Source organism: Azospirillum sp. B510 (assembly GCF_000010725.1).
GTDB classification, from domain to species: domain Bacteria; phylum Pseudomonadota; class Alphaproteobacteria; order Azospirillales; family Azospirillaceae; genus Azospirillum; species Azospirillum lipoferum_B.
Genome location: NC_013854.1, coordinates 2516507 through 2534039, shown reverse-complemented (window position 1 = coordinate 2534039; position 17533 = coordinate 2516507). Strand labels below are relative to the sequence as shown.

The following is a 17533-nucleotide window of genomic DNA, read 5'->3' as shown; positions in this document are numbered from 1 at the left end:
TGGGACGGCTTGCCGTGATCGCACGGACCGTGATCGCGCAACTTGTGATCGAACTGGGCCATGGAGCGAACCGCGGCCTCCCTTTCCAGCAGCCGGACCGGACGAGGATGTTCCCGATCCCGGATGGATAATAGATACACCTTCGTTCGGCGGGGCGGGCGGGACAAAATTGTGGGCCCCACCACAATGTTGCGGATTGTCCAGCCCTGTGTCGCCAAGGTCACGCTGATATGACAGCGCCGTGGCCAAACCGTGGCGGAGTCACGAGTCGGCGTCGAAGCTCAAGCGTTGCCATTATGCAACGCCGCCGGCGGCCGCCTGTCCGTCACGCCGAGTCGGCCAGCCGGAACAGCGTGCTGCCGCTGACCGGATCGGCCTCGACCAGCACCAGCTTGACCGGGCCGCCGAGGCGGTAGGTCCGCCCCGTACGCTGGCCGACCAGAGCGTGTACCGCCTCGTCATGGTCGTACCTGTCGTCGGGCAGGCTGCTGGCGGGAACCAGCCCGTCGGCGCCGCTCTCGTCCAGCCGGACGAACAGTCCGAAGCGGCTGACGCCGGAGATGCGGCCGCTGAAACGCTCCCCCACCCGGTCGGCGAGGAAGGCGGCGGTGTAGCGGTCGATGGCGTCGCGTTCGGCGGTGGCGGCGCGGCGTTCGGTGCCGGACAGATGCTCGCCGATCTCCGCCAGCCGGCCCAGCGTTTCGTCGTCAAGCCCGCCGACGCCGAGCCCCAGCGTGCGGATCAGCGCCCGGTGGACGATCAGGTCGGCATAGCGGCGGATCGGCGAGGTGAAATGGGCGTAGCGGTGCAGAGCCAGCCCGAAATGGCCGATATTGTCCGGGCTGTAGCTGGCCTGGGCCTGGGCGCGCAGGATCACCTCGCTGACCAGCGGCGCGTGCGAGGTGCCCTCCACCTTGCGCAGGATGCGGGTGAAATGGTCCGGCGTCAGGTCGGCGCTCTTGACCAGCGGATGGCCGAGGCCGGCGAGGAAACCGCGCAGCGCCTCCATCTTCTCCATCGACGGGCGGTCGTGGATGCGGAAGAGACCGGGCATGGCGCGCCGTTCCAGCACCTCCGCCGCCGCGACGTTGGCGGCGATCATGAACTCCTCGATCAGCCGATGGCTGTCATGGCGCTCGCGCCGGGCGATCTCCGCGACCCGGCCGCGTTCGTCGATGCGGACGCGGCGCTCCGGCAGGTCCAGCTCCAGCGTACCGCGCCGGGCGCGGGCGGCGGCGAGCCGGGCGTACGCGCCGAACAGCGGGGCGATCACCGTGTCGGCGAGCGGTGCCGTCGCCTCGTCCATCCGACCGTCGTGGCATTCCTGCACCTGTTCATAGGTCAGCCGCGCCGCCGACCGCATGAGTCCGCGGACCAGCCGATGCCGGATCAGCACACCGTTGCGGTCGATCCACAGATGGAAGGCGAGGCAGGCGCGGTCCTCCCCCGGCCGCAGCGAGCACAGCCCGTTCGACAGGGCTTCGGGCAGCATCGGCACGACGCGGTCGGGGAAGTACACCGAGTTGCCGCGCTCGTACGCCACGCGGTCGAGCGCCGATCCCGGCCGCACGTAATAGGACACGTCGGCGATGGCGACCAGCAGATGCCAGCCCTCCGGATTCTCCGGGTCGCCGTCCGGCTCGGCCCACACCGCGTCGTCGAAGTCGCGGGCGTCGGCGCCGTCGATCGTCACCAGCGGGAGGTCGCGCAGATCCTCCCGCTGCATCAGCGCCGGCACCGCCGCCAGCTCGGCCTCGCGCAGGGCCGGATGGGGGAAGACGGTGGGGATGCCATGGGCGTGGATGGCGATCAGGCTGAAGGCGCGCGGCTCGTCGGTCGAGCCCAGCCGCTCGACCACGCGGGCCTGGGGCTGGCCGGCGCGGCCCGCCGGCAGGATGTCGGCGAAGACGAGGTCGCCCGGCTCGGCCTCGCCGCGGTTGGGTGGAAGCACAAGGAATTCGGTCTTGTGGCGGCGGTCGGTCGGGTGGATGCGCCCACCATCGGCGCTCGGCCGGTAGACGCCGAGGATGCGCCCCTCGCGCTCGCCGTCGATGCGGCGGATGATGCGGCCCTCATAGAGGCGGTCGTTGATGCGGGCGAGCTTCGCCAGCAGCGTATCGCCGACCGCCAGCGGCTTGTCCTCGCCGCGCGACCGCTTCTCCGGCAGCAGGAAGATGCGCGGCGGGGTGCCGTCGCCGGTCCAGGTCAGCGGCCGGGCCGACAGTTCGCCGTCCGCATCGACGCCGGTGACCAGCAGCACGGCGACGGCGGGCAGGGATCGCGGCGGGGCCATGCGCTTGTTGCGCCCGCGCTCGACCGCGCCGTCGGCCTCCAGATCCCGCAGCAGCTCCTTCAGCATCTCGCGGTCGGCCGACCCCGACAGCTTGAAGGCGCGGGCGATCTCGCGCTTGCCGACGGGGGTGGTGCTGGACCGGATGAAGGCGAGGATGGCGTCCTTGGCGGGGAACTGGCTGTCGGTCACTGGATGGCGGGTCCGTCGGTTCTTGTCGTGGCGTTCGCCATAGGGGGATCAGTCGGCGCCGGGGCTGGTCGCCCAGGGGCGGCCCGCCATCGCGCGGATGGCGTCGCTCCGTTCCAATGCCTCGCGGAAGCCGGAAAGCGGGAAGCGCACCTCGGTCTTGCCGCCGGCCGGCGACTGGCCGACGATCGAGGCCTCCGGCGCCGGGGCGATCTTCTCCACCATGCGGCGGTTGATGTCGGGGTCGGTCACGGCGCAGGTGTTGGTCTCGAACCGGTAGGGCTTGCAGGGGGAATCGGGCTTGAACACCGCCCGGTCGGCCCAGACCCGCACCAGCTTGTCCAGATCGAGGGACTCGGCGGCGACCCGGAAGCGCAGCCCCTCGCGCCAGCGGTCGGTCGAGCGCAGCCAGACCAGCCGGGCGGTGCGGTCGTTGATGCCGCGGGTGGACAGCTCGCACTCCACCTGCCGGGTTTCGCTCCAGAGCTGGCAGTAGAGCCTCCAGCTTTTGAAGGTCTCGTCGAACTCCCGGAACGGCCTGTCGTCGGCCTTGGCCGCGCCGGTGGAAAGGGCGGCGAGCATCGCCAAGGCGAGGATCGGGAGGCGCTGTCCGTGGCGGGGGGCTGGCATCGGGTGATCCTGTGATGTGCGTTGAACAGGGGAGGGGGCGTCCGACGCCCTTACTCCCGCCGTTCGGCCCGCCGACGCAGCAGATGGTCGGCCAGCACGCAGGCCATCATCGCCTCGCCCACCGGTACGGCGCGGATGCCGACGCAGGGGTCGTGGCGGCCCTTGGTCAGGATGTCGGTATCGTTGCCGGCGGTGTCCACCGTCTGGCGCGGCGTCAGGATCGAACTGGTCGGCTTCACCGCGAAGCGGACGACGATGTCCTGCCCGGTGGAGATGCCGCCCAGGATGCCGCCGGCGTGGTTGGACAGGAATTGCGGCCGCCCGTCCTGCCCCATGCGCATCTGGTCGGCGTTCTCCTCGCCGGTCAGCGCGGCGGCGGCGAAGCCGTTGCCGATCTCCACCCCCTTGACCGCGTTGATCGTCATCATCGCGCGGGCGAGGTCGCTGTCCAGCTTGTCATAGAGCGGGTCGCCCAGCCCCACCGGCACGCCCGACGCCACCAGCTCCACCACCGCGCCGGCCGAGGAGCCGCTCTTGCGGATGCCGTCGAGATAATCGGCCCATTGGGCGGCGGCGACCGGGTCGGGGCAGAAGAAGGGATTGTTGTCGATCTCCGCCCAGTCCCAGCGGCTGTGGTCGATCCTGTGCGGGCCGACCTGCACCAGGGCGCCGCGCACCTGGATGGCGGAGCCCAGCACCTTGCGCGCCACAGCGCCGGCGGCGACCCGGCAGGCGGTTTCCCGCGCCGAGGAGCGGCCGCCGCCGCGGTAGTCGCGGATGCCGTATTTCTGCCAATAGGTGTAGTCGGCATGGCCGGGGCGGAATTTGCCGGCGATGTCGCTGTAATCCTTGGAGCGCTGGTCGGTGTTCTCGATCAGCAGGGAGATCGGCGTGCCGGTGGTCTTGCCCTCGAACACGCCGGACAGGATCCTGACCTGATCGGGCTCCTGGCGCTGGGTGGTGTAGCGCGATTGGCCGGGCCGGCGCTTGTCCATCCAGGGCTGGATGTCGGTTTCCGCGACAAGGTCGAGCAGCGACGGGCAGCCGTCGACGACGACGCCGATGGCCGGACCGTGGCTCTCGCCCCAGGTGGTGAAGCGGAAAAGCGTGCCGAAGCTGTTGCCGGCCATGGTGACATCCTCCCGAAACGAACCCGCGCCCATGGTTTCCCGAACCATGGAAACGCGCGGATGTCTTGCGGCCTTTCGGCGGCAAGGTCAAGGAAGCGATGCGGGGATTTTTCAGGGGATATTTTAAAAGGAGGAATGGTGCTGCCAGAGAGGATTGAACTCTCGACCTCTCCCTTACCAAGGGAGTGCTCTACCACTGAGCTACGGCAGCGCCAGATGCAGGCGCCTGATCGCGGGATCGGAGGAATGGTGCTGCCAGAGAGGATTGAACTCTCGACCTCTCCCTTACCAAGGGAGTGCTCTACCACTGAGCTACGGCAGCCCCGATAACCGATCATCGCAGAGGCGATGCCTCCGGGCGAGGCGTTCAGGCTTGACCGCCCCCCGAAGTGGCGCGGGTTATGCCACAGGCCTTTTGGGGATGCAAGCGCTTAAAATCACCCCGTGTCCCACTTTTTTCCGCAGCCGGAACGAGCCCCCCGATCGGATCCCGATCACGCCTGTGTCGCGGCGGACGGAAGCACCGCCTCGGCGCGGAAATCGGGGACGATGGTGCCGAGGATGGACAGAACCCGCTCGCCGTCGCCGCCGCGCGCCGCCGCCTCCAGCTCGCCCACCGCGCGGTTGATCAGCGCGTAATCGATCAGCCGGGGGGATGCGAGGAAGACGCCGTCGGCCTCGGTCCGGCTCGGCGCCTCCGCCGCGGTCAGGATTTCCTCGAACAGCTTCTCGCCCGGACGCAGGCCGGTATAGGCGATCTGGATGTCGACGCCGGGGCGGTAGCCGGCCAGCCGGATCATCTGGCGGGCGAGGTCGGCGATCTTCACCGGCTCTCCCATGTCCAGCACCAGGATCTTGCCGCGGTCCTCGGCGCGGGTGGCGCCATGGGCGGAGGCTTGCAGCACCAGCTCCACCGCCTCGCGCACCGTCATGAAATAGCGGCGCATGTCGGGATGGGTGACGGTCAGCGGGCCGCCCTTGGCGAGCTGCCGGGTGAACAGCGGCACCACCGAGCCCGAGGAACCCAGCACATTGCCGAAGCGCACGGTCATGTAGCGGGTGGCCTGCTCGCCGCCGTCGCGCGGCGGCAGCACGTCGAGCGCCTGGCAATAGGTCTCGGCGAAGCGCTTGGCCGCGCCCATCACGCTGGTCGGGCGGATCGCCTTGTCGGTGGAGATCAGCACCATGGCGAGGCAGCCGGCGGCGCGCGCCGCATCGGCGACATTGCGGGTGCCGACGACGTTGGTCAGCGCGCCCTCGCACGGGTTGGCCTCCACCAGCGGCACATGCTTCAGCGCCGCGGCGTGGAAGACCAGGGCCGGACGCTCGTCCTGGAACAGGCGCATGACCCGGTCGCGGTCGCGCACGTCGGCGATCACCGGGCGAGGGTCCAGGCCGGGGAACTTCTCCCGCACCTCCATCTCGATGCTGTAGAGGTTGAATTCACCGGCATCGAGCAGGATCAGCCGTTCCGGTCCCAGCGCGGCGATCTGGCGGACCAGCTCGCTGCCGATGGTGCCGCCGGCGCCGGTGACGATCACCCGCCGCCCGCCGACCAGCCCGGCGATCGCCCCGCGGTCCAGCACCGCCTGCGGCCGGCCCAGCAGATCCTCCAGCGCGATCGGGCGCACCTCGATGCCCTTGCCTTCGCCCAGCGCCGATTTGAACTCGGTCAGGCTGGGCAGGCGCGACAGGACCAGCCCCAGCGCCTCCGCCCGGTCGAGCAGGCTGCGCAGGGTCGATCCCTTCAGCTCGGCGTCGCCCTTGGTGACGATCAGCCGCTGCGGCCGTTCGCCCTTGCGCTCCAGCGTCTGGACCACCTGTTCCAGATCATCCGCTCCGCCCAGCACCGGCACGCCGCGCACGGCATGGCCGATGCGCCGGCCCTTGTCGTCCAGGATGCCGACGACGCGGTAGGCCGACTGGCCCGGCTGGTCGAGCGAGCGGATGAACAGCTCCGCCGCGTCGCCGACGCCCAGCAGCAGCACGGGAATGCGCGGCACGCCCTCCACCGCCTCGGCCCAGCTGAAGCGGCGGTCCTTCAGGAAGCGGTAGGCGAAGCGCGGGCCGCCGAGCAGCAGCATCTGCACCAGCCACAGGATCGGCGGCAGCGAGCGGGGCAGCAGTTCGGCCCGGGTCAGCAGGAACATCACCAGCACGAAGCACAGCACCGCCACCGTGACGGCGCGCACCACCTGCATCAGGTCGGGGATGGAGGCGTAGCGCCAGATGCCGCGATACAGCCCGAACAGCAGGAAGACCGCCGCCGAAACGCCGACCAGCACCGGCAGCGCGATGGTCAGCGCGTCGGAATAGAGGCCGAAGGCGGAACCGCCCACCCGCAGATAAAGGGCGACGACCAGGGCGGCCCCGGTCATCACCAGATCATGCAGGAACACCACAAATGCCCGTGCGGACGGGATACGCATGCCGCTGCACCTTGTTCTTTCGTTCGGCCGCGGGAGCCGGTCATGGCGGGTCCGCGCCTTGTCATCGACCGCATCATCGGCCGCGGCAAGCTTTGAACCATTCCGCGGTGACGCGCAACCCGGACGCAAGATCATGGGGCGGACGCCAGCCGAGTCGGTCGCGGATGGGGCGGTCATCCACCATCAGCGTACCGGCCAGCCGGTCGAACACAGCCCGCGTGCCGGTCAGCCGCGCCGCCAGCGCCATCAGGCCGCGCGGCACCGGGATCAGCCTTGCCGGTCGGTCCAGGGCGATGGCGATGGCGCGCACCAGATCGGCGGTGGACAGCGGCTCCCCATCCTGGACCAGGAAGGTCTGTCCGGCGGCGGCGGGATGCTCCAGCACCGTCACCACCGCGTCGGCGAGGTTGCCGACATAGATCAGGCTGCGCCGGTTGTGGATGCCGCCCAGCGGCAGCGGCAGGCCGGTCGCCACCAGCCTCACCAGCGCCCGCATGTTGCCGGCGGCACCAGGGCCATAGACCAGCGGCGGACGGATCACCGCCACCTCCATTCCGCTGCGGGCGGAGATCGCCGCAAGCGCCCGCTCGGCCTCCAGTTTGGAGATGCCGTAGGGGCTGTGGGGACCGGGCGTCTCCGCCGCGTCCAGCGGGGTGGGGCGGCTTTCGTCCACCATCGCCTTGATGCTGCTGAGGAATACGAAGCGCTTGACCCCGGCCGCCGCCGCCTGTTCCGCCAGCCGGACGGTGCCGGCGCTGTTGACCCGGCAGAACTCCGCCAGCGGATCGGCGGCGGTGTCGCGCATGACATGGACGCGGGCGGCCATATGGATCACCGCGTCGATGCCGGCGAGCGCCGCCGTCCAGTCGGTGCCGGGACCGATGTCGCCGACGATCGCGGTGTCCCATGGGCCGTCCCATGGGCCGCTCCCCGCTCCGCCGAGCGGCTGGCGAAGGGCGGCGCGCACCTGATGGCCGCCGGCGGCCAGCAGCGGGACGGTGTGGCGGCCGACGAAGCCGGTCGCGCCGGTCAGGAGAACGCGCATGGGAGGGACCATCCGGGCTGACTGCGTGGGAGGGGAGGGAGGCATGACTTGGTATCCGGTTTGGCAGGGAGGCGCCATGGCGCAAAGTCCCACATCCCTTTTCCGGCTTTCGGTCGGTGAGGAGAATGGCTATAAGCTTTAGAGGGACGCGTGAACAGGGACGCTACCAACACATGTCACATCTTGTGGACGATGCGAATGATCGGCACAGCCGAATCATTATCGTCAGCTTTAATTGTGCGGACTTCGTCAATCGCGTCATTGGCTGTCTGCTCGACCAGACCGATTCCGCCTTCGAGGTGGTGATCGTCGACAATGCCTCGAAGGACGTCGATGGCATCGTCCTGCCCGCCGATCCGCGCTTCCGCATGGTCCGGCTCGACACGAATTGCGGCTTCGCCAAGGCCAACAACATCGGCGCCGCCGGCGCCACCGTCCCCTGGATCGTGACGCTGAACCCCGACGCCTTCCCGCGCCGCGATTGGATGGAGCGGTTGCAGGCCGCCGCGCGGGTCCAGCCCGACGTGGCGATGTTCGGGTCCACCCAGCTCTTTTCGCACGACCCGAGCATGATCGATGGCGAGGGCGATCAATATTCCATTTTCGGCTTCGCCTGGCGGGTCAATTACCGCCGCATGCTGAAGCCGCCCTATTACAGCGGAGACGTCTTCTCGCCCTGCGCCGCCGCCGCGATGTACCGGCGCGGCCATTTCGAGGCTGTCGGCGGCTTCGACGAGGATTTCTTCTGCTACTGCGAGGATGTCGATCTCGGTTTCCGCATCCGGCTTGCCGGCGGCCCGGCCGCCCAGGTCGGCGACGCGGTGGTCGAGCATGTCAGCAGCGGCGTGTCGAAGCAGTATGGCACCTTCGCCCAGTATCACGGTGTCCGCAATCTGGTGTGGACGATGGTGAAGAACATGCCGCTGCCGCTGCTGCCGCTGGCCTTCGCCGGCCATGCGCTGCTGGTGTTTTATCTCGTGCTGCGCAGCCTGGGCAGCGGACGCACCGGTGCCATCGGCCGCGGCATCCGCGACGCGTTCCGCGGTTTGCCGCGCATGATCGCCAAGCGCCGCGCCATCCAGCGCGACCGCAAGGCAACTCTCGGCGAGGTCGCCCGGATGATCGCCTGGAATCCGCTGCTGCTGAAGACCCGCGGCCGGCCCGGCTGTCCGCTGTCGCGCCGCTCAGACCAGCCGCCATCCGTGGGTGTTGAAAAAGCGTAGGGCGGAGCGGGCGAACATGCGGATGTGCGCGCCGCCCTTGCGCGCCGCCTTGCCGCCGAAATGCACCAGGCGCACGTCCGGCACATAGGCGATCTCGCCCAGAGCCATCGCCCGCCGCGACAGGTCGAAATCCTCGAAATACAGGAAATAGCCGTCGTCGAAGCCGCCCAGCCGTCTCAGTGCATCACGCCGGAAGAACATGAAGGCGCCGCTGACCTGCTCCAGCCCGGTGACCACCGCATCGCGGGTCACGTCGCGCATCTCGTAGCGCTCGAGCCGCCTTGCGAACATCCGCTTGATCGCAGCGGGCGCGAAGGCGCGCAGGCCGAGATCCAGCACGGTGGGGCGGCGCTTGCACAGGAATTCCTGTTCCCCCGCCGGGCCGAACACCTTGGGCGTCAGCAGCACCGTTCGGGGATGCGACTCCATATAGCGCCAAGCGGCCAGCAGCGCCTCCGGTTCCAGCAGGATGTCGTAGTTCAGGATCAGGTGATAGGGCGCGTCGCCCTGGCGGATCGCCAGATTGTGCCCGGCGCCATAGCCGATATTGCCGTGCCCGGCGATCAGCGTCGCCGGCGGCCGTCCGGCGGAAGCGTAGCGGTCGAGCAGCGATCGGAACGGGTGGGACGCGGCGTGGCCGCCCGCCTGGTCGTCCTTTGGCGCGCCATTGTCGACGATCCACAGCCGGGTCCGCACTCCGGTCTCCCGTGCCAGCCGGTCGGCGGCGGCGCCGATGGTGTCGAGCGAGCGGGCCAGCAGATCCGCATCGGGATGATAGAGGACGACCGACAGGTCGAGGGACAGGCCGAGGACGGTGGTGGCCATCGCGATCAGGCCCTCGCCATGCGGGTCAGCGTCGCCAGCAGCAGCGCGACGGTCACAGCACCGGGCACCAGCGTCCAGGCGCCGAAGCTGACGGCGGCGAGTGCCGCCAGGACCAGGACGAGGCTGTAGGCGATGATGGTCAGCACCACGCGGTCATGCCGGCCGACGCCCTTGGCGGCCTTCTGGTAGAAATGCTCGCGGTGGGCCTGCCAGATCCTCTCGCCGCGCAGCAGCCGGCGCAGCAGCGTGATGGTGGCGTCGGTCAGGTAATAGGCGGGCAGGATCAGGGCGGCCGCCCAATCGCCGCGCGCCGCCAGCGAGGTCAGCAGGAAGGCCAGGATATGGCCGAGCGGGATGCTGCCGACATCGCCCATGAACATGCGGGCGGGGCGCCAGTTGTGGGTCAGGAACCCGGCCGCCGCCCCGGCCAGCGCCGCCCCGGCGACCCCGGTCAGTCCGAAATCGCCGATGACCAGCGACACCAGCGCCACGCCGCCGCCGATCAGGATGGTCTCGCTGCCGGCCAGCCCGTCGATCCCGTCCATGAAATTGTAGAGGTTGATGAACCACAGCCACAGGAAGGCGGTCGCCGCCCGGTCCAGCCCGAAGGGCAGCCAGCCCTGCCAGACCAGCTGGTCCGCCGGCAGCGCCAGCAGTCCGAAGGCCACCGCCAGCAGTTGCACCGCCAGCCGCAGCAGCGGCGACAGGGTCCGCCGGTCGTCCATCCACGACACCCCCATCAGCGCCAGCGTGCCCAGCAGCATCGCCGCCGTTTCCAGCGGTCGGCCGAAGGCGAGACCCGCGAGGGCGAAGACCGGCACCACCGTCAGCATCACCGCCCAGCCGCCGCCGCGCGGGGTGGGGGCCTGATGGCTAGACCGCTCGTTGGGGATGTCCAGGATGCTGCTTGCCAGCAGATAGCGCAGCACGCGGGTGGACAGATACCAGCCGGCGGCAAGACAGAGCAGGAAGACGGCGACCAGCGCGGAAGAATAGGCGGTAGGGGTCATGACGGCTCGGATGAACGGGGATGGGAAAGGCGCTTACAGCTTGTGGTAGCCCTTGTACCATGTTTCTTGACGCAAAAACCTAGGGATACCAAGGCTTCCATTGAAACACTCGCGTTTGTGCGTCAACGTTGCGTCAAAACTGCGTCAAAGGGCTATACCATGCCGACCTACCTCACGATGAGCCGCGGACGCTATCACTTCGCGATCGGGATCCCGGAGCGGCACCGTCCGACGGTGCGCGCAAGGTGGCCCAAAGAATTCACGGGGGCAACTACCATCCGCAGAGCGCTGGGCACCAGCGATCCGCGGGAGGCCGCGCGCCGCGCTGCGCCATTGATCACCCTGTGGACGGAGCGGCTGGCCGAACTGGAGGCGGGCGCGTCGGCGTGGTCGAAGGCCCGAGAGGAACTTGCGCACCTGGGTGTTACCCTCAGCCCCGCCCGGCCGGTGGAGGTCGAGGAGGGACTGGACGCGGTGCCGCAGATCAACCACGCGGCGTTCACCGCCAACGCCTTCGCCCGGACGGCTTGGCTGCAGTATGAGCGGGCGCGAGAGGAGCTGTTGCGGTCCCTGCCGCCTGGCATGCGAGTTGACTTCGACGGGGCGCTGGCGCCGATGAGGGCAGAGATCGAAGAGCGCAATGCGCGCATCTTCGAGGCGCTTGAGCCCGTGGGAGGGCCGGCGCCGAGAGAGCGGCCAAGCGCTGAACTGGTGACCTTCGACGCAGCGGTGAAGCGGTGGAAAGCGGATCGATCGCCGTCCGCCGGATCCGTCGCGCAGGTGGCTGGGGTGGCGAAGCGCTGGGCTGCCTATTTTGGCAGCCGGTGCTTGACCGAGATCGCGAAGAGGGACGTTCTGGCATGGCGCCAGTCGATGCAGGCGGCCGGTGACGTTTCGCCGCAGCGGATCAATGTGATCGTGGGATTCGCTGGCGCAGTCCTGGCCGCCGCGGAAGCGGCCGGGATGATCGAGACGAACCCGGCACACCGCCTACGCGCGCTGACACCCACCGGAACCGGGCGCGACGCCTTCACCGCCGATGAGGTCGCCAAGCTGCTGAAGCACGCCGATGGCATGCCCGACCAAGGGGCGGCATGGCTGATCCGCCTGGGTGCCTACACCGGCGCCCGCCTGCATGAAATTGCCCAGCTGACGCACGCTGACATCGTCGACGATGGCGAGATCCTCGCAATCGACATCAATGGGAAGAACGGAAAGACGATCAAGAACAAGGGCAGCTGGCGGACGGTGCCGATCCATGCAGACGTTGCCGACAAGCTCCGGGCGTTTGTCAAAGACCGGGAGGGCCGCTTGTTCTGGGCTGAAGGTGATGCGTCTGCGCCTATGGGGCTCGAAATCACTGCGTCCGGTGTGCGTCGGGAAGGCGTTTGCTTCCATAGCTTGCGGCATACCTTCAAGAATCTGTGCCGAGAGGCACAGATACCCGAAGAGGTCCACGACAGCCTGACCGGGCACAGCGGTGGCGGAGTCGGCCGACGGTACGGCGGGCGCCCGCCGCTGCGCGTGCTGGCCGACGCGGTGGCGAAGTTGAAGTTCCCAAAAGTGGCAGATAATACCTAATTGCCATTGAGTCGTTTCGACAATGAGATTAATGGGCCGAAACAGCCGCGCACGATATTGAACATCGTGCGCGGCTGTTTCGTTTTTCCGTTATGACGTAAAAGACTATCAACATATATTTTGCAACAGAGTTAAAATTATTCTCATGACTCATCAACTTGTCGGAACCATATTCAAGTCATGTCAACCGCACGATAGGTGCAGAAATGGTCAAGTTCTTCAGGAAGAAAGATTTGATTGAGATGGGCGTGGTTGGCTCTGAAGCTACGCTATATCGCCTGATAAAAGATGGAAGGTTCCCTCCCGGCGCAAAAGTTGGATCAAGCCGTATCTGGAGACCATCGGATATTGATGGCCTGTTCACTGCTTCTGCGGGAAATCAGCAGTGACAGCAAAGAGAAAACCCCGCTGCGGTTGCCGCCGCGTGCGGGGTTTTATTGTCCAAATCAGCGTCATGATATTAACGCCTGTCCGGGCGTAAATCAAGATGCGCATCCATGAGGAGTGCGCGTAGTGTCTCAATTGGCATCAAGTGTCGCTGTGGCCCCCGCCGACACCGTCACCATTCTCGAATGCACGGAAGATCACCGCGCCACCAAGCGGATCCGGCTGGGGCCGGGCGCCACGGGCACGGTGATCGACGGCTATGACGCCGGGACGTGGTTCATGGCGGCGGAAATGCCGGTCAACAGCTTCGACGACTTGGCGGCGCTGTTGGAACAGCACAGCGCCAACCCGAAGGCGTTCGTGATCCGCGGGGCGTCGAGCGGTGCCTGGAGCTTGGAGTTTCCGGTGAGGCGCACCAGCATCAGCAAGCCCATGCAGCCGGCCGCGTTCCGCCCGCAGCCGCGCCGGTGGCTGGCGATCGATATGGACAAAGTGCCGATTCCCGCCGGCACGGACCCGGTCACCGATCCGGACGACGCGATCGAGTACCTGCGCGGCCTGTTGCCCGACGAGTTCCAGGAAGCGAGCTGCTGGTGGCAGTTCACCAGCGGCCAGGGCTTCAAGGGCGATACATTGAACGCGCGGCTGTGGTTCTGGCTGGACAGGCCGCTGAACGACGTGCAGCTGCGCACCTGGGCGCGCGAGCGGGAGCACATCGACGCCGCGCTCTACAACGCCGCCGAACCCCACTACATCGCCGCGCCGATCCTGGGGCCGGGCGTGCGCGACCCGCTGCCCCGCCGTTCGGGCGTCTACCGCGGCGAGACGGACGCCGTATCGCTGCGCCTGCCGGAGCGCGAGGAGATGGCCGCCCGCGAGTGGACGCAGCGGCTTGCACACAAGGCAGGAAACTGCGCCTCGGCAGAGTTGGCTGCCATGCTGGCCGCCATTCCGAACGACGACATGCATTACGACGAGTGGCTTTCGATTGCTGCGAAGGTGAAAGGTGCCGCTGGCGGGGCGGGAGAGGACGCATTTGTCGAATGGTCAGCGCGGTCGAAGAAGCACGACGACCGTACGGCGCGGCTGAAATACCGTTCTCTGGAGGGGAGGGGCGGAGAATACGGTTTGTTTTTCAGGGCTGTGGAGAGTGGATACGACACGTACGCATGGAGCGGTGCGAAGGCCTATCCGGACAGGATTTTGGCGAACTCTAGGATGAAGGCCGCCGCGAACGCCAATAGGCCTGTGCTGGTTTGCCCGGCACAGGCCGAAGACGAGGATTGGTGGATGCCCGATCCGCTTCCGTCGGAAGCCCAGCGGATCGACGCGCCGGCACCAGTTGCCGCGCTGGCGTTCGACCCGTCCGTCCCTCTGTCATCGTTGCTGTCGGCGCTTCCGCCGCCGGTACCCAAGGTAACGCGCCCGCCACTGGCGCGGTACGACCTGGGTGGACTGGGTGGAGCCATCGCCGATTGGCTGAACGCCACCGCGATCCGGCCGCAGCCGGAGCTGTCGCTGCTGGCCGCGCTGTCGCTGCTGTCGACCCTGTATGGCCGCCGATATCGGGACGAGCGGGGCACGCGGCCGAACCTGTACACTGCCGGGATCTGCGACACTGGCGGCGGAAAGGACCACGCCCGCAAGGGGCTGAACAAGCTGGTGGAGGCCGCCAAGCAAGGCTCTTTGATGATGGGTGGCAAAGCCTTCAGCGGCGCGGGCATCATGACCGCGCTGGCCAAATACCCCCGGCGCCTGGGCATGCTGGATGAGTTCGGGTTGAAGCTGAAGGAAATCAGCTCGAATCCTGGGAGCGGGATCAAGGACAAGCTCATGGAGCTGTATAGCTCCTCTGGATCGGTCATGCGTGGTGATGAATATGCGGAAGCCACGAAAGTCCGCATCGACATCAACGAGCCGTCTCTTTCGCTCTACTGCACCAGCACGCCGGAAGAATTTTATTCCGCCTTATCGAGCGATGCGGTTCACAACGGGCTGTTGAACCGTTTCATCATCTTGCACGCTTGCGACAACCTTCCAGACGAGCGGGACGGGACCGACATTGAGCCGCCGGCCGGCTTGGTCGCGGAGTTCGTCCGGCACGCGATGGTGCTCCCGTCCGGGTGTAACCTGTCGGGGGTGCACATGGCAGACACCAGTGTGAAGCCGTCGCTCATGGTGGTGCATCGGACCCCGGCGGCTATGGCGCTGCTTCGTGGGGTGGGTGGGATTCAGGATGCGAAGATCTCAGGTGATCGTGTGACCGGCAAGCTGTGGTCGCGGCTGGCGGAGAACTCCACAAAAGTGGCGATGATCCGGGCTATCTCCCGAGATCCGGAGCACCCGACGGTGGATGATGACGACGTGCGATTCGGCGTCGACTTGGTCGGGCGGGCAATCGGGGACCTTGCCGTCGAGGTGCAGCGGTACGTCGCGGACAATGCCATCGAGGCAGACGTTAAGCTGATGCTGCGCTTCATTCAAGGAGGCGGGCCGGGCGGGCGCACCGCTGCTGAGCTGTCGAAGAACCTTCATCGGATTGACCGGCGCCGACGCCGTGAAATCATCGATGATCTGGTCGAGGCTGGAAGCATCACAGAGACGCAGGAGCGCGTACCTAACGCTCGCCCAAGGATGCGTTACCGCGCAACCGGCAAGTAGCCCAGACGCCAACGCCAACCGGAACGCCAACATGCTGCGTTGGCGTTCCGGTTGGCGTTTTTTCTTTGCAGCGCAACGGGTTGATGGGGTGGAGAGAGGAAACGCCAACAACACCAACGCACCAACAGGGGGTGGGGTGCTCGGGAGTGATTTGGAGGAGGTGCGGGGTGGTGTTGGCTGTTGGTGTTAACAGGACGCGGAAAAAGGCTCGTGTATGGCGTCCTTGCCTCTGCGGAGGCTCGAAATTTGGGCCTTTTGCACCCGCTTTGGTCGAAATCAGCGGGTGCACCCCCGGCCTGGAGCGCCCAAGGCCGCCTTTTGGGCGGACTCCGGGCGTGATTATGCCGCCGCCAGTAGCTTTGGCAGGCGGATCAGGTTGTAGGCGGCGGCGGTCAGGGTGAACATCCAGCCGACACGGGCCGTGCCGCGATGGCGGGTCTTGCGTAGCCCGGCCCCTTTGATCCAGCCGAACACCTCCTCGATGCGCTTGCGGATTCGTAGGCTGACTGCATAGCCGGGGTGGCGGGTGGTTCGGCCGTCGATGGCCGAGCGGCGGTTGCGGGTGTTCTGGGCGACGTGCGGGGCGGCGCCCAACTCGCGCATGTTCGCCACGAAATCCTTGGTGTCGTAGGCCTTGTCGGCGCCCACCGTGATGCGGTGGCGGCCGGGGATGGCCTCGACCATGGACACCGCCGCCTCGCGCTCGGCCAAGCCGGTCGCCGCGGTGAGCCGGACATTGACCACCAGGGCGTTCCGGTTCTCCATCAACGCATGACCCATGAAGGCCAGCTTCGCCGGCTGCCCGTTGCCCTTGCGGTACAGCCGCGCCTCGGGGTCGCTGGTCGAGGCATGGGTCTCGTTGGACCGCTTCTCGCCGTGAAAGTCGCGTTCGCCGTTGCGTCCCGGCCCCGGCGGCTCACCGCTGCCATCTTTGGGCCGGAAGCTCTTCACGCTGGCTCAGGCTTCGATCAGCGTCCCGTCCACCGAGAAGTGCTCGTCCGACAGCAGCGCTTTCACCTTCGGCTGGCCCAGCACGGTGGCCAGGAACTTGGCCGCCACATCCCCGGCCAGCAGACGCTCCCGGTTCTTGGTGAACACCGTCACGTCCCACACCGGAGCGTCCATCGACAAGCCGACGAACCAGCGGAACAGCAGGTTATAGTCGAGCTGTTCCATCAGCTGGCGTTCCGAGCGCACCGAGTAGAAGGCCTGGAGCAGCAGCGCCCGCAGCAGCTTTTCCGGCGGGATCGACGGCCGGCCGATCTTGGAGTACAGCCCCTCGAACGCCGGTGACATCACCTCCAGCGCTTCGTCCACGATGGCCCGGATCGGCCGCAATGGATGGGTCGCCGGAACCCGTGCCTCGCAGCTCACGTAGCTGAAAAGACCCTCGCTGCGTTCGTCCGAGCCCCGCATCATTCCCTCAACGGTCGCCTTTGCCCTCACTGGAGGGAATCACGACACGACAGCCGTGCACAGCCCTTTTTCCGCGGCCTGTTAGGGTGTTTAGGAAGGGTATAAAGAGAACTAAACTATTGAGATTGCTTTGATATTCTCTCCAAACCAAACGCCAACATGGGTGTTGGCGTTTGTTGGTGCCTGTTGGTGTTATGGCGCAGGGTGGTTAGGCCGCCGCTGCTATATCAAACCCCTGTCTCTGATGGTTACGCCCACCAATGACCACTCATCCTCATTTAGAACGGTGGGGTCGTCGGTGGTTTTGATGCTTTTCCCGAAAAGCTCACTAACAATGTTGATGATGATAGCGATGATACGTTCCTTTTCATCATCTGGTAGGGCGGACCACCACTCGATACCGCGCCCCGTCGCCGCAATCACCTTACGGTTTGCTTCATCTTTTTCTTTGTCCGATAGTCCATAGTACCAAGCGAGTCCACTGCCAGACGCCGCAAGCACTGCCCATAGCGCAACGGGGATGATCGGGAAAACCATAGGAGGCTCCAAAGGGTGGTATCTCTGCCTTTCATGGCATAAACCTCATTGTTTCTCCACTTTGCCGATCCAGCGTCGCGAGGCGTTTTATCCAAGGTGGTACTTGACTCCGTTACGTAACGACGCAAGATTAGCTCCGTTACGTAACGAACCGAGAGAGCGTTACGTAACGTTGGTGTC

12 protein-coding genes, 2 tRNA genes and 1 pseudogene are annotated in these 17533 nt (G+C 66.7%); 4 read left to right on the top strand and 11 right to left on the bottom strand.

The annotated features are described in order from the left end of the window. Positions 1-325 precede the first annotated feature (325 nt). From rnr to AZL_RS11805, 7 genes are all read right to left on the bottom strand, one after another. On the bottom strand, positions 326-2482 hold the full coding sequence (rnr, locus tag AZL_RS11835; RefSeq protein ID WP_012974788.1) for a ribonuclease R: 2157 nt from the start codon (positions 2480-2482) through the stop codon (positions 326-328). A 48-nt stretch (positions 2483-2530) separates the two neighbouring features. Beyond that, the gene (locus tag AZL_RS11830) at positions 2531-3109 is read right to left on the bottom strand and encodes a hypothetical protein (RefSeq protein WP_042443052.1); all 579 of its coding nucleotides are present in this window, start codon (positions 3107-3109) and stop codon (positions 2531-2533) included. Positions 3110-3159: 50 nt separating this feature from the next. Beyond that, positions 3160-4239 carry a chorismate synthase gene (gene aroC / locus AZL_RS11825; RefSeq protein WP_012974787.1) on the bottom strand — a complete coding sequence of 360 codons (1080 nt, stop codon included), beginning with the start codon at positions 4237-4239 and terminating at the stop codon, positions 3160-3162. Between the two features lie 136 nt (positions 4240-4375). Then, positions 4376-4450 (bottom strand) — tRNA-Thr (locus tag AZL_RS11820). Between the two features lie 36 nt (positions 4451-4486). Beyond that, positions 4487-4561: transfer RNA gene (locus AZL_RS11815), tRNA-Thr, on the bottom strand. Positions 4562-4733: 172 nt separating this feature from the next. Further along, entirely contained in the window at positions 4734-6668 is a 1935-nt protein-coding gene (locus AZL_RS11810) for a polysaccharide biosynthesis protein (RefSeq protein WP_012974786.1), read from the bottom strand. Between the two features lie 73 nt (positions 6669-6741). Beyond that, positions 6742-7713, bottom strand: a complete 972-nt coding sequence (locus AZL_RS11805; RefSeq protein WP_012974785.1) for a UDP-glucose 4-epimerase family protein — start codon at positions 7711-7713, stop codon at positions 6742-6744. A 173-nt stretch (positions 7714-7886) separates the two neighbouring features. Between AZL_RS11805 and AZL_RS11800 the strand changes: the two genes are divergently transcribed. Continuing rightward, positions 7887-8936, top strand: a complete 1050-nt coding sequence (locus AZL_RS11800) for a glycosyltransferase family 2 protein (RefSeq protein WP_042443050.1) — start codon at positions 7887-7889, stop codon at positions 8934-8936. Here the strand turns inward: AZL_RS11800 and AZL_RS11795 are convergent. Both AZL_RS11795 and AZL_RS11790 read right to left on the bottom strand, forming a co-directional pair. Continuing rightward, positions 8898-9761: a glycosyltransferase family 2 protein gene (locus AZL_RS11795; RefSeq protein ID WP_012974783.1), complete on the bottom strand. Its 864-nt coding sequence runs from the start codon at positions 9759-9761 to the stop codon at positions 8898-8900. The genes AZL_RS11800 and AZL_RS11795 overlap by 39 nt on opposite strands. Positions 9762-9766: 5 nt before the next feature. Next, a complete protein-coding gene (locus AZL_RS11790) occupies positions 9767-10771 on the bottom strand; it encodes an MraY family glycosyltransferase (RefSeq protein ID WP_012974782.1) in 1005 nt (334 codons plus the stop codon). A 159-nt stretch (positions 10772-10930) separates the two neighbouring features. On the opposite strand from AZL_RS11790, the gene AZL_RS11785 reads away from it, so the two are divergent. The 3 genes from AZL_RS11785 to AZL_RS11780 all read left to right on the top strand — a co-directional run bounded on the left by AZL_RS11785 (position 10931) and on the right by AZL_RS11780 (position 15400). Then, entirely contained in the window at positions 10931-12352 is a 1422-nt protein-coding gene (locus AZL_RS11785) for a DUF6538 domain-containing protein (RefSeq protein ID WP_042443048.1), read from the top strand. Positions 12353-12558: 206 nt separating this feature from the next. Then, the gene (locus tag AZL_RS34205; RefSeq protein ID WP_086935360.1) at positions 12559-12741 is read left to right on the top strand and encodes a helix-turn-helix transcriptional regulator; all 183 of its coding nucleotides are present in this window, start codon (positions 12559-12561) and stop codon (positions 12739-12741) included. Between the two features lie 151 nt (positions 12742-12892). Further along, positions 12893-15400 carry a PriCT-2 domain-containing protein gene (locus tag AZL_RS11780; RefSeq protein WP_042443046.1) on the top strand — a complete coding sequence of 836 codons (2508 nt, stop codon included), beginning with the start codon at positions 12893-12895 and terminating at the stop codon, positions 15398-15400. A 339-nt stretch (positions 15401-15739) separates the two neighbouring features. Here AZL_RS11780 and AZL_RS11775 read toward each other — a convergent pair. Further along, positions 15740-16816 (bottom strand): annotated as a pseudogene (locus AZL_RS11775) (IS5-like element ISAzs10 family transposase). Positions 16817-17038: 222 nt separating this feature from the next. Continuing rightward, positions 17039-17353, bottom strand: a complete 315-nt coding sequence (locus AZL_RS11770) for a hypothetical protein (protein WP_042443044.1) — start codon at positions 17351-17353, stop codon at positions 17039-17041. Positions 17354-17533 lie beyond the last annotated feature (180 nt).